Genomic DNA, 24,533 nt, shown 5'->3' with positions numbered 1-24,533 from the left:
TCTACGCACAACACGGTGGCCGGGGAAATGTGCGTGGCCTAAGTGTTTGCCAAAAGCGAAGCGTATTTGTCGCCCAAACTGATCGGATTAAGTACCGGAGAATGGTGTAGGTACACCCGAAAGCGTCGTATACTTACGGCAGTTATTCGATCAGCATAAACGTTTTATTGAAATGGATGCATTTGCGTTATCCCACTGGGATTACATCGTTATGGCCGTCTACGCCATCTTCATTATTGGTTACGGATTATACAGTGCAAAAGCAGCCTCATCGGAGGAGTACTTCCTGGCCGGCCGGAACATGACCTGGCCCATCGTTGGTATCTCCTTGTTTGCGGCCAATATCTCAAGTTCAACGCTGGTCGGATTGGCGGGGGATGCTTACAAAACGAATACACAAGTTTTTAACTACGAGTGGTTGGCTTCGGTCGTCCTGGTCTTCTTTGCCATCTTCTTTTTGCCGTTCTATCTGAAGTCGCAGGTGTATACCATGCCGGAATTCCTGGAGCGGCGCTATGACGTGCGGTCCCGCTACTACTTCAGTTTTATTACCATTGTCGGTAACGTACTGATTGACACGGCGGCGGGTCTGTTCGTGGGGACGGTTATCCTGAAATTGTTGTTCCCGGACTTGTCCACCGTTGCTGTCGTCGGTATTCTGGCCCTTGCGGCGGCAGCCTATACCGTTCCCGGTGGTCTGAACTCGGTCATTCAAACGGAGGTCATTCAGGCTATTCTGCTGGTCATTGGTAGCTGTATGATCACCTACTTTACCTTCCAAAGTATTGGGGGCTGGGATGAGATGATCGCTGGCCTGAATCAGATGGGGGCGGCCGGTACCTTACCGAATCCTAACGGCGTTGCGGAGGTGCTTTCCGGCCCGGGTAGTTCGCTGGGCAGTATCATCTCCCCGGAGTTTGATGCGACGGGTATCCGCCAAGAGATAATCAATGGTGTCTCCTACGGCGTATACCCACTGGATGCCTTTGATCCAAAGCAATTCAACCTGAGTTCCGTGCCCATCACGGAGCGAATCTACTCGGATGCAGTGTACCAGCCTTCCTCGGCGGATGAGGTACTTAGCCTCGTCCGGCCTACGGGTGATACCTGGCGGGAGTTCTTCCTCGGTAGCGGGGGAGATGGCTTCATGCCGTGGACCGGTCTGCTGCTGGGCGCACCTATTCTTGGTTTTTACTTCTGGGCCAATAATCAGTTCATGGTACAGCGGGTTTTGGGAGCTAAGGACATCAACCACGGGCGCTGGGGTGCCCTCTTCGCTGGCCTGCTGAAACTACCGGTGCTCTTTATCATGGTCCTGCCGGGCACCGCGGCGATTGTCTATCTCCAGCAGCAAAGTTTGTTGCCGGACGGGTTCAACTTCGCGGAAATGGGATACAAATTTCCCAACGGAAAGCTCTGTGAAAACCTGATCGATTGCCCCAACGCGACCTACCCCATGCTGATGTTCCAGATGCTACCTACGGGTATCCTAGGACTAGTTCTGGCAGGTCTCCTGGCGGCTATGATGTCTTCCGTGAGCGCCACCTTCAACTCCGCCTCGACGTTGATCACGATGGACTTTGCCCAGAAGATCAAGCCAGACCTGACTAGCAAGCAGTTGGTGCGGACCGGTCAGATCTCCACTTTAGTGCTGGTGGTACTCGCCTGCCTTTGGGCCCCTCAGATTGAGAAGTTTGACTCATTGTTTGAGTACCTGCAGATCATCCTAAGTTTCATCGCTCCGCCGATTGCGGCGGCCTTCATTTTAGGATTGTTCTCACGCCGGGTCAACGGCCAGGGTGCCTTCGCGAGCTTAATATTCGGGGCGGTGCTTACGCTGATCTACCTGTACCTACAATTCTCTGGGAGTGACTCCTTCTTCATGGAGATGCACTTCTTGCACCGTACGTTCTACCTCTTCCTGTCGTGCATGATCGTTAACTACGGCGTCAGCCTCATGACGGCACCTCCGGCTCCGGAGAAGATTGCCAATTATACGTGGACGTCCGATTTGATCGCGGAGGAAACGGAAGAGTTGAAGGATTTGCCCTGGTACAAGAATTACCGGTACCAGGCGGTACTTCTGCTGATCATCACCTTCATTTTGGTCGGTTACTTTTGGTAAGCGTCCCGAGTTACTGAACCGGTGGACTTTGTTATCCGCTCAATAGTTAGCTAAGTAAGTAGGTCCTAATTGTTTGCCTATCCAACATCGCACCCGCGACAGCGCCCTCCTGATCACTCCATAAATTAATACTCATGGCTACCATTGATCTCAATACAATCTCTACCCGGCCACCGGAAGACCTCGATAAGAAATCCGCCCGGAAGCAATCCAGCAAGCGGGCCGAGCGGATTGCGGAGTTGCACCAGAAATTGGTGGCCGAAGGGAAGCACAGCGTGCTCATCATTCTTCAGGGGATGGACGCGAGTGGCAAGGATGGCGCAATGCGAAATGTATTTGGTGCCTGTGCACCATTTGGTTTGCGGGCGGTAGGCTGGAAGAAACCGACCGACGAAGAGTTTGCCCACGACTTTCTCTGGCGCATCCACAAGCAGGCGCCTGCAAAAGGGGAGATGGTGATCTTCAACCGCAGCCACTACGAAGACGTACTGATCCAGCGTGTACACGGTTGGATCGACGAGGAAAAAGTGGATAAGCGCATCGCCTCCATCAATGCCTTTGAGAAGCTGCTCGCTTACGATAATAACACCCTGATTCTAAAATTTTACCTCCACCTCAGCAAGGAACAGCAGGTAGAAGAATTGACGGAACGGCTGCAGGAACCGGAGAAGTACTACAAGCACAACGACGGTGACTGGGAAGAACGAGAACACTGGGATAAATACCGCGCAGCGTACAACGACGTGTTGAACCGTAGCGAGATACCCTGGCACATTATCCCCGTTGACTCGCGCTGGTACCGGGACTACCTGATGACGGACATCATCGTAGAAGCCCTGGAGGGGCTAGACATGCAATGGCCGGAGTTGGATACGGAAAGGAAGTGGGAGTAGCACACCTAGTTGGGCATTTAACAATCGTCATCTTCATCGTCCGCCATTAGCGGAGTGAGGACGATCTCTTCAAGCAGTACTGTCCGTTTGACTAATACCATCCGCTCTGCTACAATCGGTACGACAAGCTGCTTACCTACCTGGCGTATCCCGGGTACCTTAAAAACGATCTTATTGATATCACGCCGCTCCTCACACATTTCGAGAATCTGACTAGATACGCCTTCCCGGTACAGTCGGTTGACGTATTCGGACATGGCCTGATCACTCACGAAGTTTTCGGCTTCAATTTTGGGTAGGTACGGAGATTCCGAGGTGTCATCTACCTCGTCCCACCGGGTATCTCTTGGTTTCATTTAAAGCTGACCTAAAGCCTGCCTAAACAACGCACTAACGTATCCAGGTAGGCTATTGAATAATTTGGCGAACAATCACCGTGCCTTGAATACGTAACAACACGCACTCGCAAGACAACTTGCTGGTGTCCAAGCAGAAGTGAAAACAACGACAAGCACCGAGCCTGATCGCAACCGTATGGGTTTATTAGCCCTAAACAAAGCGTGGTTGTCTGCATTCCTGCTGCCTGGGTAATCACTTTTGTGCGGGGATGTTCACAGGAATCGAAAATAAATTTTCATGCGTCCACAAATTGTTTTGCTTGGCCGTGCAAACACTGTTCGTTACGCCCGTCGTGAAGCCCTTTTAGGGGAGGATTTTGCGTTTCCGGTCTGGCAAAATGAAGACCTTCTGACGCGCTGGAAGCGCACGGGTTTTCCGGCGGAAGTAGACCGGTTATTCCTTGTTCAATTGCCAGCGACGGGTGCGTTAGTAGGAACCATCTTGATGACTCGAGTCCGTAAGCTGGAATACGAGGTAGCCTATGGTATTCAACCAACGTGGCGGCGAAATGGGCTCGCTACCAAAGGGGTGGGGCTTGCTTTGCGCAGCATGTCTGAAGAGCTCAAGCAGTCAATAAGGGTGTTTGCCCACGTGAGCGCTGAAAACACGGCTTCAGTCCGTGTGCTGCAGGCACACGAATTCGTCCAGGTGCTCCCCACCAACAACTACGGTCTACAGCGTTGGGAGCTTGAGCTTACGCCGAGCCCAATCAGTACCGGAAACTCTTGACGGTATTAACGAAGGTTTTTACGCCGTCTAGAGGCGTATCCGGGTAAACTCCGTGGCCAAGATTGGCGATGTGGTGAGGCCCGAAGCGTTCGAGCATGGCGAGCGTGGCCGTTTCCACTTCCGCTAGGGGCGCGTAGAGTTGAACTGGGTCCAGGTTACCCTGAAGTACTTTGCCCGGCGCTTGTTGGCGGGCTACGGCGGGGTCGGCAATCCAGTCTAGTTGAATCACGTCGCAGTTCAGTTGGCCAATCCCCGGAATGGCGTGGCGCGCATCCTTAGCGAATACGGTTACGGGTACTACTCCACCCAGTTCGTCGATAATCAAGCGCAAGTAGCGGAGGCTAAATTCTTCGTAGTGCGCCGGTGGCAACACGCCGGCCCAGCTATCGAATAGTTGGATGAGGTCCGCGCCGTGCTTGATCTTCCCTTTCAGGTAAGCAGCAGTAGCGCGGGCGATCTTTTCCATTAGCAAATGGCTAAGCTCCGGCTCCCGGTACAACATAGCGCGGGCTTTACTGAAGGTTTTCGACCCACCTCCTTCTACCATGTAGGCGAAGATCGTCCACGGGGCGCCGGCAAAACCAATTAGGGGGACGCGGTTGTTCAGCAGCATTTTCGTGGCGTCCAGCGCATCGTAAACATAGCCTAAGTGATCGGGGGCAGCCTCCGCGGGCCGCAGCTTAGCGAAGTCCGCTTTCGACTTGATGACCTCGGGGAACCGCGGTCCTACCTTCTCTACCATATTGTAGGGTAAGCCCAGCGCTTCCGGAATCACCAGGATATCACTGAAGATGATGGCGGCATCGACGCCCAATTCGTCAACGGGCTGCACGGTCACCTCCGCGGCGAGGTCGGGGGAGGTCACCAGTTCGATGAACCCGCTCAGGCTGGCGCGTAGGGCACGGTATTGCGGGAGAATTCTCCCGGCCTGGCGCATCAGCCAAACGGGCGGGCGTTCGGTTTTTTCACCGCGGGCGGCACGAAGGAAGAGGTCGTTGTCGTAGCTAGATTTTTTCACGGGGGCGAAGGTAGGGTTCGAGTTTGGTCACCGGGTAGGGTGAGTGGTTTGTTGATGGAATTGTTACAAAACTGAACTAGAGACCTTTGAGTAAATGCAATTACCTTGTAGCAGTGTATTGGTTTAGACTCATCATTGCAATTATCCTGACGCCGTTCTTCTTTGCGGCGACCTACGTATGGAGATATACATGTCTACAACTCAGGGATTACTATGGAAGAAAGTCTGGTGAACAAACCATCGACCAGCATTTGCTAAATGCCCCTACCAATCAGCCCTCATCGTCCATAAGGCTCTGGGCGTGGCTGATAGCTTATAGTCTCATGGTGCTACTACTCGGTTGGTTTACCACTCTACTCTATTTTTCCTTCTTCCGGAATCTCTTCTCCTAAGTCTGCAACACCCCCATCTTAAACTCACTCACCGGTGCGTAGCCGGCCGCTTCGATCCCCGCCGAGATCCAGTCTCTCGTGGTTCTGGGGTCAATGATCTCGTCCACCCATAAGCGGGCGGCAGCGTAGTAAGGGCTGGTTTGTTTGTCGTAGCGGTCCGTGATCTTTTTTAGTAGGGCCTCCTCGTCCATTTTTGAGACGACTTCTCCCTTTGCCTTCTGGCTGCTGATCTGTATTTGTAGCAATACTTTGGCTGCCTGGGCACCACCCATCACGGCCAGGCGGGCGGTGGGCCACGATAGCATCAACCTGGGGTCGTAGGCACGCCCACACATCGCGTAATTGCCGGCACCGTAGCTGTTGCCACACACGATGCTGAACTTAGGCACGACGCTGTTGGCCATGGCGTTGACCATCTTTGCGCCGTCCTTGATGATGCCGCCCTGTTCGGAACGGCTGCCTACCATGAATCCGGAGACGTCGTGCAAAAACACCAGCGGAATCTTCTTCTGGTTGCAGATCATGATGAAGCGCGCGGCCTTGTCGGCGGAGTCAGAGTAAATCACGCCGCCAAATTGCATCTCGCCCTTACCACTCTTCACGACCTCGCGGTTGTTGGAGACAATACCAACACTCCACCCATCAATTCGCGCGTAGCCACAGAGCAGCGTCTGCCCGTACTCTTCTTTGAACTCAGTAAACTCGCCGCCGTCAACCAGCTGAGCGATGAGTTCGCGGCCGCTGTAGGGTTTGGCACGGTCTTCGGGAAGTACCCCGAGGATGCCGTCTTCACCACCGGGCGCTGCCGCGGGTGCGATGCGATTGAAGGGGGTGACGGGTGAGTTGGGCATTCTGCCAACGAGGTCCCGAATCTTCAACAGGCAGTCGGTATCATCGACGCATTTGTAGTCAATCACCCCGCTTACGGAAGCGTGCATGTCGGCGCCCCCAAGGTCTTCCTTATCCGCTTTTTCACCGATGGCGGCACGCACGAGGTAGGGCCCGGCCAAGAAAATACTGCCGGTTCCTTCCACGATCAGGCTTTCGTCGGACATGATCGGGAGGTAGGCGCCACCGGCCACACAACTGCCCATCACGGCGGCAATCTGGGGCACGCCCATCGCGCTCATCTGAGCATTGTTTCTGAAGATGCGCCCAAAATGATCCTTATCCGGGAAGATCTCGTCTTGCAGGGGGAGGTACACGCCGGCACTGTCTACCAGGTAGATAATGGGGACGCGATTCTCCATGGCAATTTCTTGCGCGCGGAGGTTCTTTTTGCCAGTAATGGGAAACCATGCGCCAGCCTTAACGGTCGCGTCATTGGCAACGATTACACACAGCCGCCCGTGTACGCGGCCGTAGCCGGTAATTACACCGGCAGCGGGGCAGCCACCGTGCTCTTCGTACATTTCGTAGCCGGCGAAGGCGCCGAACTCCAGGAAGTCCGTTCCCTCGTCTATGAGGGCGGCGACGCGTTCGCGGGCGGTCATTTTGCCGCGCTCGTGTTGTTTTGCGATGCGGCGTTTGCCACCTCCGAGGTGGATTTTATCGAGCCGGTGGTTGAGGCGGCTCACCATCAACAACATGTGGTCAGCATGTTCGGCGGCGGCTTTTTCTTGTTTGGTCATGATCGGTTGGGCTGAGGTTAGGCAGTAGCCGAAAAGTACGACATTAGCGCTAAGAAACTGACTACTTATGAGTGCTTCCTTAGTTGGCCTGATCATCGAGGTTGTCCTGTTTGCCTCAGGCCTTTACCTCTACCTCTTCGCCCGGGGCATCGTGAAATTGAGCGATTCCGAAGTCGGCCAGCGCGCCCGGGCCTTTCGCGACGAAAACAGTACCTGGATGCGGCTATTGGGCCTGGCCTTGGCCGCCATCATGGCGCTCAACATCTTTGCTCATTTCACCGAGCTGTAAAGCAACAACGGCCCCGCCACTGAGTGACGGAGCCGCGTGCTACCCTGAAGGAATCGTACCCGGAACGGGGGTCGAACCCGTACTTCCAGTACTGGAAACCAGATTTTAAGTCTGGCGCGTCTACCAATTCCGCCATCCGGGCGGGTACGGCGCAAAGGTAAAGTTTTCCGCCACTTTACCTACGTCTCTCCTTCAATTAAAAGTTTTCCAGAGGGGCGCTGACGCAGGTACTTAGTAATTGGGTAAATCCTGGATCTACCCAAAAACTCCGCACCTGCGGCAGCGCATAGGGACTTACCGAATAATAGTAACGTCTCCCCGAATAATATCGCCCTCCCCAATGTCGAGACGGAGAATGTAGTAATAAGTGCCCTCCGGCAGCGGGTCTCCGGATGAGCCAGTGCCGCCCCAGTCATTGTTGTACGGCTCTGCTTCAAAAACGATATCGCCCCAGCGGTTGAAGACAATGAACTCGCGGGTGGGGAAATCGCTGGCGCCACGCTCGAGTAATTCGAAGACGAAAACGTCATTCTTGCCGTCACCATTAGGCGTGATGGCGTTGTAGACCTGAGGGTCCTCACCGGCTGCATCGCTGTTGATGGTCAGGGTCGCGGTGGCGCAAAGTTCAGGACAAACGGTACTGCAAACTTCGTAATCAATCGTAGTGGTTTCGGTAAGACCGACGGGCGCCCGGAAGCTCAGTTCGCCATTTTCAAAGGAGGTGACCTCTCCGAATCCAGGATCCGTCAGTAATTCGACCGTGACCATGCTGGAAATGAGGTCGTTGTCGAGTAAGTTGATCGTTCCGGTTGTATTCAGTCCACTCAGGAATAGTTCATCATCTGCCGGCTCCGGCGTTAGTTCCGGATCGATCCGGATGGTGTCCGAGCTGTAGTTAGGGCAGCCATCCTGCGACAAAGTCCATACTAGTGAGATGCCGTCGCCGATGGCCGTAACACTGGCCGTATTACCTTCCGTACTGAAAACAGCCCCAGCATCTTCGAAGGACGTCCAAACTCCCGTCGTTCCAGGGGGAAGATTGGCGACCACGGTTGCGGTGTCACCACAAATCGTAAAGTCGTCGGGAAGTACGGCCCGCTCCATTTCGTTAATGCTGACGATTACGATTGAACTATCGGCGCAATTATTAACGGTATTGGTGACCACCAACACGTAGGCACCAATCCCAGAAACGAAGGGCATCGCTCCGTCGGCTCCGCTGATTATTTCACCTCCAGCTACTGCCGTCCATTCATAAATCACGGAGCCACCGGGTGGGGGAGAAGAAGCGCTGCCATCCAGTTGGGGCATATCTCCACAACTGATCTCGAAGTCTGTGCCAGCATCCGCAAAGGGCGTGTTGGCCGCAGCCGCAACAGTAATAGTATCCGCTACGGAACATCCAGCGTTGTCTTCGACGGTAAATACATAATCACCGGGCCCGGTGACGGTTACGATCAATGACCCGGTAGCAGGTTCGATGGTGTTACCGTCCAGACTCGCCCACGTAAATTGCTCACTCCCATCCTGAGCCAACACCGTGCCGGAGGCATCGAGCGTGATGACTGGATTGTTGCAATCAAAGCTGTCCGGTTCGGCGATGACGATCGTCGCTAGACTATCCTGAAAGTCAGCTACCCGGATACTGACGATGCTAACGCAGCTGGTTTCCAAATTGGTAACGGTTGCGTTGTAAGTGCCACCGCGGTCGACCTCAATAGCCGTGGTATCCTGGGGCAAATTGGTCCCGAAAGCGTCCGTCCAGCGGATGATGTAATCGTTGGGCTGGTCCAGGATATTAATAGATACCTCAGTGGATCGACGTTCGCAATCAAGCGCCGTACTCTCGTTGGTGGTGACGGAGGGTAAGTCGCGATCGGCGGTTATCAGGGCGTCCTGCGTAGCGGAACACCCCGTCGCCTCGTTGGTGACCGTTAATCGGTAGGTACCGGCAACGGTGACCTCCAGGATCGGACCGGTAACGTCGGAAACATCAGTGCCATCAACAATAGCCTCCCATGCGTACGTAAAATTGCCGTTGTTGGCCGTCTCACTGGCGTCGAGCACGATCGTTGACCGGTCACAGGAAATTACTGTGCCGTTTTGGGTCAGTGCGATGGCGGGGCGAACAGCTCCATCGTCATCGACAAAAACCTGATCAGTAGCTTCACAGCCAGTTTCCGGATCCGTGATGGTAACGGTGTAGAACCCAGCCTGAGTAGCCGTTGCCGTACGGACTGCACTAATATCTTGTCCGTTCGGATCCGCCCAGACGTAGGTATAGGACTCTTCGTCATCCACCATGACTTCAAGATCAACCGAGGAAGGAGCGCAGCCCAGGCCGCCGACGGTGTCGGCTAATTCGTATTCGGGGAAGCCGTTAGGTTCTAGTACCTGAACGGTGTCGGAAGCTTCACACCCCGTATCGTCATAGGTAGCAGTAAATACGTACTCTCCGGGTTGCAGAACAGAGATTTGCTCCGTATCACCTCCCGGTACGTCAACACCGTTGCGCGTCCAGTTAAATACGAGGACGCCACCGCCGAAACCAATTGCGGAGCCTTTGAGATCGACTGGCGTCGTACACCCTACGGCCACGTCGGGACCAGCCTGGACGTTTTCAGGGACCAGTGCTTCACCTACCAGGACAAAGGCTGTATCCGTACAAGAGGTGTTGGCCACCACGACCCGGTAAGACCCGGGGGACAGTACCCGAGGGTTAGCCACATTCACGTCGCCGGGGAAAATTGAACCGTCCATGGTGGACCATTCGTAAACCGTGCTATTATCAACATTCTGGTAAAGCGGCTCAATCAGAATGGGTGTATCGCCACACCCCGCCGTCAGAAATTCCGGAGGAATAATGCTGGGGATGCCAGCGGATGGGACGACGAATACCGTGTCCAAACGCGAACACGAGTTCGTCGTATCGCGAATCTCTACGACGTAACCGCCCAGACGGTCGGCGAAATAGGTATTGTTGGAACTGACGGGGAAACCCTCCTCGAGCTCCGTCCAGGAATAGAGGTAATCCGGGTTGAATTCTCCGACGGAGAGTTCCGCCGCAGTACCATCACAGTCCAGCTGCACTTCGTCCACCAGCGTTGAAACCGGTATGGCTACCTCATCAAAAATGTTGAAGCTGTCACGACTAGTACACTGCAAGTCAGCAAAGGTGACGGTAAGTCGGTACCTACCGGGTTGGTCGGTAGTAAACCCAACTCTACGGGAGGTAGTATCGATCACGTTACCCTGATTGGTTACGTGTTCCCACAGGTAAGTGACGTTCGGGCCGACGCTTGAATTACCACCCGTAACCGTGATCATGTCGTTGGCGCAGTCGATTTGGACATCCGGACCGGCGTCGGCCACGGGGGCGGGGCCAGGGCCAACGGCTACGGTATCCTGAGCGGTACAACCGAACTCATTGGTTACCTCAAGAATGTACTGGCCAATTTCAGTGACGACAAGAGTAATGGACCCGTCGGCTCGAACCTCTCCATTTTCAATGAAGCGCGTTTCATCCTCGTTGAGGAACAATAGGCGGTACGTGTCTCCCTCATTATTCGTACTCAACAGTTGAGTGGCCTGGGTACCATTACAGCTAAAGAACCGGTCTGGTCCGGCATTAGCGACCGCGGCAGAAGACTCGTCAAAGGGAATGAAGATGGAGTCGACCGTTTGAACGTCACTGCCCGGGGTATAAAGTGTAAACACCTGCATGCCTGGGGGCAGCCCACCGACTACGCCGTTGCGACCGATGCGGACGGGGTTAGTGGTGCGGATGAAGATGGGTTCGTTGTCGGGACGTGGAGCCGTTTCGTAAAGGATTTGACCGTCCATGCCATTTCCACAAGTAGAGGGAATGGCGGTCACATTCGTAATGATTATTCGGTCTTGGATGCACACTTCGCCGGTGTTGATGACGATGCTTCCGGGGCCCTCACTCGTCCGCGTGGGCGGGGTAGCATTGGGTTCCGCGGTAAGTTCGAAGCAGCCATCCCGGTTGAGCGTTTCGAAGCAAAAGGCAAACACTTGCGTTTCTTCGGTGCCTCCGTCCGTAGTTACCCCCGGCCCGCTTGCTGCAAAACTTAGCGTGATGATGCCGATGTCAACGCGCGATAGATCAAAGTTTGCGGCGTTCAAACCTGGCCAGGTGGTTTCGGATAGATCCAGTTCGTCGAAGCGTACACGGGCGGGGTCAAATCGAAATACGATTTCCGCCGTCTCAATGTCAGCAAACTGGTAGACGGAAACGGGTACGCAGAGCGTAGAGTCCAAAAAGGCTTCTGCATCGGCAACGTTCAGTCCAAAGCCATTTGGGAAAAGCACGCAGGTTTCTCCGGCAAAATCAGTGATGTCTACGGATTGCGGAGCGCTTTCTTCCGTGACGACGGCACTCGGAAGCACGGTTCGGGTCAGCGAGATAGAATCACACGTTCCCGGCTCCGCAGTCGTCCTGGCCCGATAGCAAATTTCGCCGATGGTTGTTCCGTCGTCGAGATTCAGTGCGTCACCGCTGTAGGTAAGTTGAACAATACCCGGTGAGAATTCAGCTGCGATGATGCCCGGGATGCTGGTCATCCAATCAGCATAATCGAAGAGCGCCGGCAAGGTTTCAACGTTCAACGTGAAGTCGGTCACCCCGACGAAGCCATCTACCTCAATGGGGAAGCACCGATCCTCAGAGCTGCGTAGACCAACGTCAGGAAAGCGGACGGCAACGCCACCCGGTCGCTCGATGGTGATGGCACAATTGCGGGGGTCAACTCCGTTAAAGACTCCGTTAGTTACCGAAACGATGTCATTACGGAAGTCAGAGACGGTCATTGGGCTAGTGCCACCAAAACCGATGGCATCGAAGCACAGGGTAAAGACCATTTCTCCTGAATCCAGCGAATTACCAGCGGGGAAACGAGAATCCCAGTCAAAAAAGAAGGTGCCCATGTCGGTCTGGTCGGTGATAAAATCATCCGCAGGGTTAATCACCAATGAGCTATTCCGATCACCGACGCCGGTAAAGCGTAATAGGTTTGGGTTCCAGGAGATGGCGTAATCCATCTTATCCATGTCGATAAAGTCAGTACCCGCCTGTACTTCAATACACACTTCCGTATCGCCGAAAGAAGGGTTTTCCGTGGGGCAGGCAATAACGACGTCGAACCCATTTGGGTTACAGGCATCGATGGCGAAGTCCGTACGGGTATCGATAATGGGGATACCGTTCTGGGCTTCCGTTGCCCCATTCGCCTCATTCGTAGTTTGGCTACCGGTGGGGCGCGGGAGTACCTCCATGACGATGTCGGACCGATCCGTACACTCACCCACTACATCATAACAAACCGTGAGGAGGGTACTTCCCGGTGCAAGGGACTCGGGAGATGGGGTAGGGGTGAACTGAGACCAAACTCCGAAAAAGGTAGCGTCCGTATCAAAACGGTGGGTACCTACGGTAATTTGGGGCAGGTCGGCTACGATGGTCACATCCCGCGGAAGGAGTACGGTCTCGTCCCAGCGGAAACCAAATTGATAGCTGGTAAGGTCCTCGAATCCAGACACCACGTCGATGTCCAAACAAAAGATATCCCCAGGTTGAAAATTACCGGTCTGACCATTGATCTCAAAGATGAGTGGGGCAACGCCAATAGTAACTGAACCGTTTTTGCGATCAGGGATTGCGAAAAGCCCGGAGTTACAGGTGCGGCGCTTGTTGAAAGCGACTGGAACTGTATCGTCCATACCATCGAATGGGACGGAGTCGGGTTTGTCGTAAATTTCTACGGGGTGGTTGGATCCGAAGTCACCCACTGCATCGTAGCAGGCTTCGAATAGCACGGCATCATCTGGTAGTGTAACCACGAAAGGAGCATCGACACACTCTACATCATCACCGTAACTGCGCCAGGAAACTGTAATGACACCTTCGAATAGGAAGTCCGTCAAGTTAAAATCATCCATGTCAAAACCCCCGATATCTGGATTGAGGTTTTGTACCCTGTTGAAGGTCAACCCACCATCCAGCTCGTGGCGAAGGGCGAAACTGAATTCTATCCCTCCGGAAAAATCGATGGCCGTGATGGGAAGGCAAACCGTTGAACCACTGGTCGCCTGCACGTCGGGCACCTGAAAAGTAACCGAGGGGTCGCTCTGTCCAAATGCCTGCAGGGAAGTGATGAGAAATAATACGAAGTAGATAGCGCGCATACGATGGATGCTTAAAATCAATTATTAGAGCGGGGGAGTGACGGTTTCAATCAGCCTAGCGGGTTAACGCAACGGCTAGTTGAATTTCGTGCGTCCCACCAACGGAAGGGCCAAAGGAAGAGAAGGAGTAGTCATAGCCATACCCAAGCCGGAAATTGGTGAGGGCGTTGTAGCTCTGCCCAACGTTAATACCCGCCTCGAAGTGGAAGTTACCGGCGGTGCTGATGCCGGCCCCTAAGTAGGGTGCAGAGGGCAGTTGGTACCGTAGGCTTAGGTCTGCGTTAAGGGGGGCACCTTCTACGTACTTCACCCAACTGCTGACCTCCAGAAAACTCTCGTCGGAGGTGAACCAATACCACCCCGCCATGGCGTAGTAATGGCGCAAACGCTGGACGCTGAAGTCGCCATTCTCGTCCTGAAACGTCACGTCAAAACCAAATACCTGAGGGATGGACAGGCCGGCGTAGAGGAGGTTGTAGTCGTTCACGTAACTGTAGCCATAAACACCAAGACCGATGTCGGGGTGGCCCTGGCTGCGATCGGCGCCGATGAGGAAATCATCCGCGTCGCGGACCACCAATTCACTAGCCTTCACGCGGTAACCAACGTAGCCAGCGGATAGGCCTACACTAATTCCGTAGTACTCGGGGTCCTGACTGATGACCGTGCCAATACGTCCGTAAGCGCCGGTGTAGCCCGTAGGGCCGGTCTGATCATTTAGCAGGTAGCCACCAGCCGTAATATTGACGGTGGCCCTGCTGGGGTTGACGAAGCTGCCCCGAATGATTTGCGTAGTGGGAGAGTTCTGAATGCCAGCCCACTGTTTGCGGTAGTTGGCGCCAAAGGTCATATCGTAACCGTAGGTCAAGAAGTCCGCCTCTAACGCCGCTGGATTGATGATGGTCGCATTTTCCCGGTACTGAGTAAAAAGGGAGAGCTGCTGGGAGAAAAGACTTCCGGAACCGGCCAGGGCACAGACAAGGCAGACTAGTCGAAAATACTTCATACACAGGGGGTTCTAACAAGCTGGTTCGTGAGTGCGCTGCCCTGGTCTAAATGGCTTTCACCAGGCTCGCATTTTAACGAAGCCGCCCCTGCGTTAATTGCTAACTAACGTAGGAATCAAGCGGCCACCGCTGCACTATAAAACGAAACTTTGATTGGTATCAATACTACGCTTGGGCCAAGAGGTGGAGTCAATACGTAAGACAACACCCACTGACCTAACGGGGCGCAAAAATACAACTTCTGCCACCAAAGCAGAAGCCCCACTTAGCTTGACACTGTTAAAGGGTAGCGTGCAGACGTTCAAGCAATAGCAAGTCAGTCGACTGGCTGTTGTAAGAATCCGGCGAGTAGAGATTGCAGAGCAATATTGAGTGCGTCAATCGCCTCTTTCATTTGCCAGGTCTCTTTGTCCCTCGTTTCTACGTAGTTACTGATTGCTCGAATTTGAACGGGTGGGATTCCATGATCCAAACAAGCTCTAAAAAAAGGTGCACCCTCCATGGTTTCCACTTCGGCGTCGGGCCAGCGCTTCAATAATTCTTCCCTGCGCCGCAGCGTTCCCGTGGTCTGTGAAACAGTCGCACCAGTCACGGCAGGGAAGGGTGTTGCCGTAGCAAGAGGCGGCAGGCGAAGCATTTCACCCAGATCAAATGGCTGGCCCGGATGTAGACCAATATCACCCAGACTTAAGAAGGCACCATCAGCACTTCCCGCCCCCAAGTCCGCAAAACATTCTGATGTGACTTGGACCACCGTCCCCAACGGTACATCGCGGTGGTAGGCGCCAGCTACACCCGCCTGCAGGACCATGTTGGGCCGTGGAGCCGAAGCAAAACGATTGCCCAGTACATAGGCAGTTGCGGCGGGCCCCACTCCCGTAAATAGTACTTCTATCTCTACGCTACCAAACTTCAGCAGATTGGCAACTTCTTCAAGCGCCCGTTGCCGCAACCACAACACGGTGGCCTCAACTTCGAAGGGAGTAGCGGCTAACAGTAGAATCCGGAAAAGAGGGGGCGTATCAGCGTTCACGCACAAGTGTTAAATCGAAGGGCCACTTATCTCATAAAGATAAATGGCCCTCTGGCGATTAATTGAAAATGAGCTTGAAGACTTTCCCTTTTCCATCGGGAAGCGTCAACGCCATGAAGTAGGCGCCGGGTGGTAGCCCACGGCCATCTACGTCCGTCCGCTGGTAGGATGTACGCCCGGTGCGTACGACCGCTCCACCGGCGTCAGTAATTAGCCAGGTAGTGCCCACCGGGGCATCAGCCAAGCGGTAAATACCGGCTTCCGTTTGGTAAACCTCAATTGAGTTGGGGTCCTCTACCTCGACGGTGATCACGTTGCTGAAGCTACGCTGATCGTCCTGATCCACCGTCTGTAAACGGTAGGCATTCGTACCAACTAAAGGATCAGGATCAGTGAAATTGTAGGTGATTTCCGCTGAGCTCGTTCCGGCTGCGGCAACCTCGCCAATTTTTAAGAATGAACCATCTGCACTTCTCCGCTCAATTTCAAAACGTGCGGTGTTCATTTCTGAGAGGGTCGTCCAGGTGAGGTCAACGTCGCCGTTGCGCTCTTCTCCAGTAAAGCTGCCCAATTGCGCAGGTAGGGTACCCAATAGCTGAATGCCGACCACAATTGGGTTGTGGTCGCTAAAACGGTAAAAGTCATCTGCATACAGAGCGGGGTTATTGTCCTCCGTGTCGTAATCCAGAGCGGTAGGCTCACTGGCATTTACTTCCCACGGCACGGCACCGGTGACCATGCTAGCCAGGTCTGCGGAGGCAATCGCGTGGTCCAGGCTGCCCCATTCGCCCCGGAAGACGTAGGAGGGTAGACCGCTGCACGGGAAGCTTCCGGCAGGAGCCAGTGCGGGGACCAGGTTCACGTATCCAGCGTCCGCAAATGAGGTGATGGGAACTTCTTCGCTGTAGGCGTTGAGGTCACCAATGACCAGGATGTTACTCGTCGTGGAGCCAGTAGGGTTGGTCGCTAACCAATCACGCAGTGCGGCTGCGGCTGCCTGGCGGGAGCCATCGCAACTGCCCGCGCCACCATCGTCGTCATCACCCGCACCACAAGAACCACCTTTACTCTTGAAGTGGTTTGCCGTGACGGTGATCTCCCCACCAAACCCATCGTTACCCACCTCAATAATGCGGAAGGTTTGAGCAACAGGAACGCGGTTACGTTGAAATACAGCCGCGGGTTGTGACAGGGAGGCTGCCGTGCCGGACTCCTCCACCACGGAGGCATCATAGATGAGTACCACTTTTATCTCGTCACCGCCCGTGTTGGGAGAAATAACGGCAGTGTACTGTTTGCTACACGATGCGTTGATGGCGTCAATCAGTGTTTGGGTAGCACCATTCGGGCCAAACCCATTGTTTTCAATCTCCACTAGCCCGATAATGTCAGCATCCAATTCACAGATGGCGGCGACAATTTTTGCTTCCTGCCGGTCAAATTCCTGGGCGTTATCCGCACCGCGTTGCCCCAGCGTAGTAAAGTAATTAAGGACGTTCATCCCAACAACGGTGAGGTTTCCGCCCACGTCAGGTGCCGAGGTGGGGCGTTCGTTCTCAACAATCGTGCCTGGATCGGTAGGTTGCAGGCGGTAGCCCGTGAAGCGTTCGTCCATCACGCCCGTGAGCCCCGTAAAGCGGTCTCCAGCCCGAAGGGTATTAGTAGGCGTCAGCTCCGTACCGTCAGGTAAAATGATGGGGAAGGTGTAGGTGCCAGTCCGCCCGTCGTCAACGATCAGTCGGCGCAAGTCCTGAGCGTCGTTGTAAGGGCCAAGTGCGCTTGGATCAGGCTCATTACATTCCGTGAACTGAATTAGTCGCTCGTCCACAGAAATTTCAAATTCACCAAATTGGCCGAGGCTGAAGTTATTCGTTACGTAAGCGTCGTCCACTAAAGTGACTAGCATCCCTTCAAAAGCTTCAAACGCCGCTTCATCAGCAAGTGGTAAGTCGAGCGAAGCCGGGGTGGGCAGTGCCTGGGCGGTAGCATCAATGGTGACTTCACCATTCGTAATATTAGCATTGATCTGCGTGAGACCACGATCTTCTTCTACCTGCCCGGTGACGGTAACCAGGTCGCCTTCATTTACGTCGGTAGTTCCACTGTAGAAGATCCAGATACCTTCTGACGTGGCGAGATCACCGTCTTGGTCCGCGTCCTCTTCCATGACAAAGAATCCGCCGAGACCCACACCGGTGCCGCCCTGGAAGTCACCAACGACCACAGCCTGGACGGTAACCTCTTGACCAGTGACAGCACTAGCCATTCCAGACCCTTGAATCGCACTGATGGCAATGGCGGAAACGGGTTCGTCGTCCAATACTTCAATGGTGGCGCTTCCACCCACGGTGAAAAAGTCGTCATCCGTAGAGGTCAGGGTAATCTCAATGGTCTCCGTGAACTCCGGATCGCTGTCATCCAGAGCTGACATGACGATTGTGGCTGAAGTAGTGCCACCAGCAATGAGCACGGAGCCCATACCAGTATCCGTATAGTCACTACCCGCCGTAGCGGATCCTGCTAGTGCGTAGGTAACCGTTACATCGCCGGCAACGCTTTCGCTGAGGGTGACAATGAAACTACCGTCAGTAGCCGGTTCCGCGACGTTATCCCCGGCCATCACGCTGATTGAAGGCCCCGGAGGCGTGGTGGTGTAGGAGCCGAAAGGGACGATGCCAGCATAGTCTCCAATTGCAACGCCATCTAGCAGGTCATTACCACCTAGTGCCCAGTTATCCGCTACCCAACCACCGTCGGGGCCGGTACTATTGACGCGGTACAGGTAGCTATCACGGTATAGATTGTCGCTCTCACCAATCTCTCCGCCAGTTTGGTCGATGATACCACTGCCCTGAGTGATGGTGAAAGCATCGTTACCGTTTCCAAAAATATTGGTGCCGGAGATCCGGTTGGCAAAGTCTCCACTATTGCCAAAGGCTTGGTCAAACTCAGCGAAATGGCTGGAATTGATGATGTACACAAACTCATCCGTATAGGTACCCGTAAGGGCGGTAAAGTCTTCAACGGAAGTGGAGCTGTTCGAATAACGTTCCAAACGGTATCCATCTAGATCGACGGTGCCGTTGACATAAATTTCCACCGCGCGAGGGATACCGCCAGATAGTCCGCCATCGAGAATGCCGGTGATGATCACCTCCTGTGCAAAGAGGGAAGTACTCGCAAAAAATGCGAGAAGTAGGTAAAGTGAACGCATAGTATGGGTTGGTTGGTTAGGGGATGCAGCGCGTAGGGCTAGCCTTGGTTGCTACGAAGGCGCAAAGGTAAAATCGGACTATATCCTGTAGGTTAATTCTGAAAGTTACTTACCTCGCGTAGTAACTCACAATGGAGGATTTCCCCAGAATCAGGCTATCCGCCATGAACAACACCATGGCGGGCATTTCCGAACCGGTGAGGTCCAGTTCGTCGCTTAGGGCGTACACGGTAAATACGTAGGGGTGAGCAGCGTCCCCCGGAGGCGGGCAGGGGCCGCCGTAGTCGCGGTCACCGTAGGAGTTGACGACCGTCTTTGCACCATTCGGCAAACCCGTGTGGTTCGCATTTCTTTTCAATTCCGAGGTTGAAGCTGGAAGGTTGAAAACAACCCAGTGCCACCATCCACCAGGTCCCGGAGCATCGGTGTCGTGGCAGGTAACGAGAAATGATTTGGTGCCGGCGGGCGGGTTCGTCCACGCGAGCGCGGGCGATTCATTGTTACCACCAGCGCCAAATCCGTCGTAGACGAAGGGCTGGTCAACGGAGCCACCAAGGTCCGAGCTACTAAGCGTAAAGGAGGGCATACCTAACTGTTTGGTTACTTGCCGTAACCTCATTCACCAACTTAGGTTTGCCATTAGGTCGTCTACTTCACCGCGGAGCAGAAAATTCCGTACTAGAACTTCGCGGAAGCGCCGACGAGCAGGTTGGTCCCAATCGTAGGGTATTGCACGAAACGCTCCCGCTTGTTATTTAGCAGGTTATTAACCCGCGCCCACAAACCAAAAGTCTCGTTGATTGAGAAATCAGCGTTGAGGCTGAAATCCAGTAGTGGGTTGAGATTGTCAACATCGCCCTCCTCGGTTTGAAAGGGTAGCCCATTTTCGACGTAGAAGTCGGCCCCAACGGTAAGCTTATCCTCCAGAAACTGGTGGGCGGCACCCAGGTTCAGCGTGAAACCCGGCAGGTGCCAGTTGGCTTCCAGGTTCTCCATGCTGTAAAAACGTTGGGCAACGCTGCCGTTAATGCGTAGGTCCTCGGTTGGTTCCATCGTGCCGGAAGCCTGAAGGGTGAAGATCTCCGCATCATCGTAAAGCACGTCGAATTTTGGGATGTCCTGGCCACGGTCCAATAAGTAAGTGGCGAGGTTATCCACGTTCTTATAGTCAGCTTCAAATCGGTAGCTGATGCCAGAGAAGGTACCGTCCACACCACCAAAAATTCGCCAGAATTCGGAGGTACGAACGCGCAGTCGGGTATCGATCCACGGGTTGTATTCGGAAAGCGTTTTCAGGGTGTTATTCTGCAAACCACCATCCCACCCCAGGAAGCCGGAAATTAATCCTTCGACTATGGGAGCGTTGACGCTAAAGTTGGGGAACACGTCGAAGTCATCTTCCTGCGAAGTGAGGTTCACCCCGACCTTCAACCTGGCCTTGCCCGCAATTGGGGTCGTGTAGCTAGGCATCAGGTACAGGTTGGTCAGGTTCTGTTTCGAGGTATCCCGGAAGCTAGTAAAATCCGCCCGGAACTTGAGGTCCAGCGGTTTCTCATCACTGATCCACTTCGTGCCGCCGATGTTGATGTCCAGGTTATTCTCCCGGACTGCTGGGTCCGCATCCATGATGTACATACTTACGCCAGCGGAGTAATCAATATCGGCGGCCGTCCGCGTGCCATTGAAGATCTCCGCGTTAACGGAGAAAGTGTTTAAGCGCTGACGCACGTCATCCTCATCAAACGAAGGCGCTTCAATTGAATCGGGGCGGGGTGCAAAGTTGTAGCCATAGTAGTACCGGCTCAGCGTCTCGTAACCCAGGCCACCTTTGATGGCAAATCCTTGGTCGAACAGGTAGCTACCATTGACGCCAAATTCTGAGTCGCTCGACCGCTGATTCTCCACGTTTCCATTATTGTTCAGGCTGTAGTGTTTGGCGAAAATGCCTAGGTCCGCATTGTCCACGCCGGTTAGGTCGTAACTCAGGTCACCGTACAGTGCATTTGGAAAACCGGCTCCAAGATTGATGTACCCATTCTTTGCCGGTGGCGCTTTCTCCTTTGAAATTCCGCGTGGCCGGATGATCGGCGCCGGGTACTCCATCGAAAGTGGAAGGTCACTGATCAAATACTGCTGACGAGCGCGGGCCGTATCCGCCGGCGGTGGGGTAGGGGAAACGCGGACTTTCTCCGCATCGGTCAACCGAGCAGAAAAGGTGGAAACGACGGTCACGTCACTGTTCTCAATACCAGGTTGCGCGTAGGCAACCGAGCTTACTACGGACAACAAACAAACGATAAGGGTAAGACGTAGCATGGGATCTTTATTAATGCGAGCACCTCAAACGGAGGGCTAAGTGGTCAAAAAGAGGAAGGTAAATAAGGGCGCTGCCGCAGGTGCAAAGCAATTGGGAGGGAGGACTTCCCAAAAGCTCAGTGGACTAATTATTACTGTCATCCATCTCCAGGTAGCCAGGACGGGTCGTCTTGGAAGGATCGTTGATCCGGCTGCTGCCCTGCTGTTCCGCCTTAGCTGCTGCCAGCTTAGTACGGGCTTCGGCAACGAGATCGGGGTCCGCGCTGTACGTATTGAGCAAGGCTTCCAACACGGCAACGGCCGTACCGGGGTCATTTTTCTTGCGGAGGACGTCGCTCCAAAGAATGAAGGACTTGGCCACCCAGTATTGGTGACCACTACTTTCCGTATTCGCATTGCTGGCCAGTTCTTCGGCCTTGTCCAGATCTCCTCCGAGATAGTAGCTATTGGCGACGAGGTAACGTGCTTCGGCAGTTTGCTCATCATCAGAGTTTTCGATGACGGTCGCAAACGCCTGGCGCGCCGCATTGAAGTCCTGCCGATCGTAGGCGATCTTACCCAGGTAGAAGTTAGCCGTCGTCCTTTGTTCCGAGGGAGCAATGGGATTCTGGGAAACCTTGCGGGCGTACGTCTCCGTAGCCTGGATGTCATTCAATCGGTAAGCCGCACGCAACGCTCCAATCTGAGCGTCGACTTTGACCTCCTGGTCTTCGGCCGCCTGCTCCAGCTGGGTGAAGAGGCGGTAGCTCTTCGTGAAGTCGCGTAGGCTATTGTAGGCAATTAGGCTGCCTTTTTTGAGGGAACTGACGTAGTAAGCGCTCGGGCCGGCGGCAATTACCGCTTCGTAATCACCAAGGGCTTCGGCGTACAAACGTTGGTTCAGGTAGGAATCCCCTCGGAAGTAGGTAGCCGAAAGGGCATTCGTGCTACGGGGATACTGGCGCAAATAATCCGTCAAAGCTGGAATGGCCCGCTCGTAGTTGCCATTCTCGTACTGGCTCACCGCCGCTTCGTAGACGATACTCTCCCTTCCGTCGGCGTCCAATTCCTGGCCGGGGATGGTGCTGAGGAAGTCAAAGTACAGATCGGAGCGGCCCATCTTCTTGACGTAGATCTCTTCCAGCGCCTTTTTTGCCACCTCCGACTCTTCCGGGGTCGGGTTGCTGGTGAATACCTGCTTGTAGTAGTTGATGGCCGCCTCGGTATTCCCCAGGTTGAAGGAGATTAGTCCGAGCTGAAGTAAACTCTGGTTGACGAGTAAAGACTTACCCCGGAAGTCACTTACAATACGGCGGAGGGGAGGCAGAGCCTGCTGCGGTTGGTTCAACTCCACGTAAGTAATCGCTGCCTGGTAAAGGGCATCATCGGCGTAAGCGTTGGTGGGGTAGCGCTGTACCAATTCCTCCATGGCGAGGATCTTCCGCGCCGGTTGCCCAGTCAAGCCTTCGATCATGCCCTTCTGGAAGATGGCGTAGACGAAGCCATTAGTTTTTCGCGTAATGGCGTCGTCGTAGTACACGCCGGCCTGGTTGTAGTTATTCTGGCTGAAGTAGCCGTCACCCGCCCGGAGGACGGCGTCGCCGAGTACCCGCTCCCGCACGTCGCGGTCGGAGATGTAGTTGATGTTGCGTTCGATGCCCTGCACCGTCTTCACGAAGTAATCCACGGAAGCCCGGTAGTTATTTTGCTTGAGGTAATTGTACCCCTGCAGATAGTTGCCCGTGTGGACGCTGGCCTGGTCCGGTAGGTTCTGCATGCCCGTGGCGAGGGCCAAAAACTGATTCGTCAACGCAATGCTTTGGGGGTAGTTACCCGCCATGTGTTCGATGTCGGCCTTCCAGTAGGTGGCCTGGGCCCTCAGCTTGCTGTCGATCGGTTGCTCCAGGCTACGGTCCAACAAAACCTTGGCACCTGCGACATCGCCCTTGCGGAGCAAAACCATCCCCTGGCCAAACGCCGCCCTTTGGTAAGCCTCCTGTAACTGCGGCGTGCGGTTGGGGATCTTTTCGAGTACCTCCAAGGCGCCGGCGAAGTCCTGCGATGAGCTGAAGATCTTCCCCATCAATTCCTGACCCTGCACGTAGTACTTGCTGGTCGTAGGCAAACTCTTGATGGCGGCCATGGCGTCCTGAGAAAAACCGAGTTCGTAGCTTAATTTGGCGTAATTGAAGAGCGCCTCCTCCTTGATGTTGGGGTCAAAGTTCATCCGGCTCGCGGCGCCAAAGGCATTGCGAGCAGCCGGGCCGTTACCCTGGCGCAGGTAGATATCACCGAGGTAATAGTTGGCGCTCTGGCCGGGAAGGCTGTTCTGCCCCGCCAAGTCCTTAAAGGATTCCTGAGCATTCTGGTATGCCTGGAGTTTGTACTGCGTGAAGCCAAGTTGGTACAACTCTTCCTCCTGCATCCGGCGGTTGCCACGGGCGTAGGCCTCCAGCAGCGGGCGGGCGCGGGTATAATCACCCTTCTCAAAGTAGGCCTGGCCGAGTAGCTGCGACATCTCCTTGGTATTCCGAACCGCCCGCGAACCCACTTTAGGTGCGGCGTACTCGATCAGCTCGTCGTAGCGCTTCTGGGCGAAGTAGATCTGGGTGAGGTAATAAGGTATGTAGGCTTTGTACTTCCGGTCCTTCTCCGCAATGCTGAACTGGCTGATGGCCTGGTCGTAATTGCCCTCGAAGAAGTAGATCATCCCGAGGTAGTAATTCGTCGGATAGTAGAACTCACCGGGGTCGGATTTACTGAACTGGAAGTAGCGCTTCGCTTCACCAAATTTTTTCTGGACGAAGTTGGTGTAGCCCAGCCGGAAATTAAGCTCCGCCCGCTGCTCGACGCTGAGTAGATCCGCCGGGACGCGCTTATAGTAATCCGTAGCCTTCTTCAGGTCACCTTCGTTGAAGTAGTAATTGGCAATCTCCAGCAGCGCTTCGTTAGCGATGGGATCTGGCTGGTAGCGCCGGACAAAATCCAGAATGAGTTTCTCTCCCTCAACCTTACCAAGACGGACGGCAATCTTCGCACGGTTCAATTCCGCCTTAGTACGAAGCAGTTCTGCTTCCGGCGTTTGGATCGGTAGCAGCATCTCGATGACCTCTTCGTACTCCCGCTGCGCTTTGGCGAGCAGATCTTCACTCTGGTCGGCTTCGGCTTTTTTAAAGGTGCGCCAGGCTTCCGTATATACGGTAGTGGCCTGGCCAGAAAGGGGGGCGTTGGCAAATAACAAGGTACCAATGAGGCCTGCAAGCAGGGCCCGGGTGACCTTCGGGAGTCGGTAATTCATGTGGTT

At 54.3% G+C, this 24,533-nt stretch carries 14 protein-coding genes and 1 tRNA gene; 4 read left to right on the top strand and 11 right to left on the bottom strand.

The window, feature by feature from the left end; genetic code table 11:
• The first annotated feature begins 172 nt into the window (after window positions 1–172).
• Together A3850_RS15200 and A3850_RS15195 are read left to right on the top strand one after the other, a co-directional pair.
• Window positions 173–2,125: a sodium:solute symporter gene (locus A3850_RS15200; protein WP_068218310.1), complete on the top strand. Its 1,953-nt coding sequence runs from the start codon at window positions 173–175 to the stop codon at window positions 2,123–2,125.
• A gap of 134 nt (window positions 2,126–2,259) precedes the next feature.
• Window positions 2,260–3,018, top strand: a complete 759-nt coding sequence (locus A3850_RS15195; RefSeq protein WP_068218307.1) for a PPK2 family polyphosphate kinase — start codon at window positions 2,260–2,262, stop codon at window positions 3,016–3,018.
• A 17-nt stretch (window positions 3,019–3,035) separates the two neighbouring features.
• Here the strand turns inward: A3850_RS15195 and A3850_RS15190 are convergent, their stop codons facing one another.
• Complete coding sequence (locus A3850_RS15190; RefSeq protein ID WP_068218304.1) at window positions 3,036–3,374, bottom strand: hypothetical protein; 339 nt, start codon at window positions 3,372–3,374, stop codon at window positions 3,036–3,038.
• Window positions 3,375–3,654: 280 nt separating this feature from the next.
• On the opposite strand from A3850_RS15190, the gene A3850_RS15185 reads away from it, so the two are divergent.
• On the top strand, window positions 3,655–4,146 hold the full coding sequence (locus A3850_RS15185; RefSeq protein WP_068218301.1) for a GNAT family N-acetyltransferase: 492 nt from the start codon (window positions 3,655–3,657) through the stop codon (window positions 4,144–4,146).
• On the opposite strand, the gene hemE is transcribed toward A3850_RS15185, so the two are convergent.
• Complete coding sequence (hemE, locus tag A3850_RS15180) at window positions 4,127–5,164, bottom strand: uroporphyrinogen decarboxylase (protein WP_068218298.1); 1,038 nt, start codon at window positions 5,162–5,164, stop codon at window positions 4,127–4,129. The two genes, A3850_RS15185 and hemE, sit on opposite strands and share 20 nt — an antisense overlap.
• Window positions 5,165–5,552: 388 nt before the next feature.
• The gene (locus A3850_RS15170; RefSeq protein ID WP_068218292.1) at window positions 5,553–7,187 is read right to left on the bottom strand and encodes an acyl-CoA carboxylase subunit beta; all 1,635 of its coding nucleotides are present in this window, start codon (window positions 7,185–7,187) and stop codon (window positions 5,553–5,555) included.
• A 67-nt stretch (window positions 7,188–7,254) separates the two neighbouring features.
• On the opposite strand from A3850_RS15170, the gene A3850_RS15165 reads away from it, so the two are divergent.
• Window positions 7,255–7,476 (top strand): hypothetical protein, encoded by a 222-nt coding sequence (locus A3850_RS15165; RefSeq protein WP_068218289.1) that lies wholly within the window; start codon window positions 7,255–7,257, stop codon window positions 7,474–7,476.
• A gap of 56 nt (window positions 7,477–7,532) precedes the next feature.
• Here the strand turns inward: A3850_RS15165 and A3850_RS15160 are convergent.
• From A3850_RS15160 to A3850_RS15125, 8 genes are all read right to left on the bottom strand, one after another.
• Window positions 7,533–7,618: transfer RNA gene (locus A3850_RS15160), tRNA-Leu, on the bottom strand.
• Between the two features lie 152 nt (window positions 7,619–7,770).
• Window positions 7,771–13,680, bottom strand: a complete 5,910-nt coding sequence (locus A3850_RS15155) for a gliding motility-associated C-terminal domain-containing protein (protein WP_068218286.1) — start codon at window positions 13,678–13,680, stop codon at window positions 7,771–7,773.
• Between the two features lie 55 nt (window positions 13,681–13,735).
• Window positions 13,736–14,686 carry a PorP/SprF family type IX secretion system membrane protein gene (locus A3850_RS15150; protein WP_068218283.1) on the bottom strand — a complete coding sequence of 317 codons (951 nt, stop codon included), beginning with the start codon at window positions 14,684–14,686 and terminating at the stop codon, window positions 13,736–13,738.
• Window positions 14,687–15,003: 317 nt separating this feature from the next.
• Complete coding sequence (mqnB, locus tag A3850_RS15145) at window positions 15,004–15,720, bottom strand: futalosine hydrolase (protein WP_197494072.1); 717 nt, start codon at window positions 15,718–15,720, stop codon at window positions 15,004–15,006.
• Between the two features lie 58 nt (window positions 15,721–15,778).
• A complete protein-coding gene (locus A3850_RS15140) occupies window positions 15,779–18,934 on the bottom strand; it encodes an ExeM/NucH family extracellular endonuclease (RefSeq protein ID WP_068218277.1) in 3,156 nt (1,051 codons plus the stop codon).
• A 109-nt stretch (window positions 18,935–19,043) separates the two neighbouring features.
• Window positions 19,044–19,553: a YbhB/YbcL family Raf kinase inhibitor-like protein gene (locus tag A3850_RS15135; protein ID WP_068218273.1), complete on the bottom strand. Its 510-nt coding sequence runs from the start codon at window positions 19,551–19,553 to the stop codon at window positions 19,044–19,046.
• A 59-nt stretch (window positions 19,554–19,612) separates the two neighbouring features.
• Window positions 19,613–21,250: a hypothetical protein gene (locus A3850_RS15130; RefSeq protein ID WP_157501254.1), complete on the bottom strand. Its 1,638-nt coding sequence runs from the start codon at window positions 21,248–21,250 to the stop codon at window positions 19,613–19,615.
• A gap of 124 nt (window positions 21,251–21,374) precedes the next feature.
• On the bottom strand, window positions 21,375–24,527 hold the full coding sequence (locus tag A3850_RS15125; protein WP_068218267.1) for a tetratricopeptide repeat protein: 3,153 nt from the start codon (window positions 24,525–24,527) through the stop codon (window positions 21,375–21,377).
• Window positions 24,528–24,533: the final 6 nt, after the last annotated feature.

The organism is Lewinella sp. 4G2 (assembly GCF_001625015.1).
GTDB lineage: Bacteria > Bacteroidota > Bacteroidia > Chitinophagales > Saprospiraceae > Neolewinella.
Note: the sequence above shows the minus strand (reverse complement) of the source record. Positions and strands in the feature narration are given on the sequence as shown.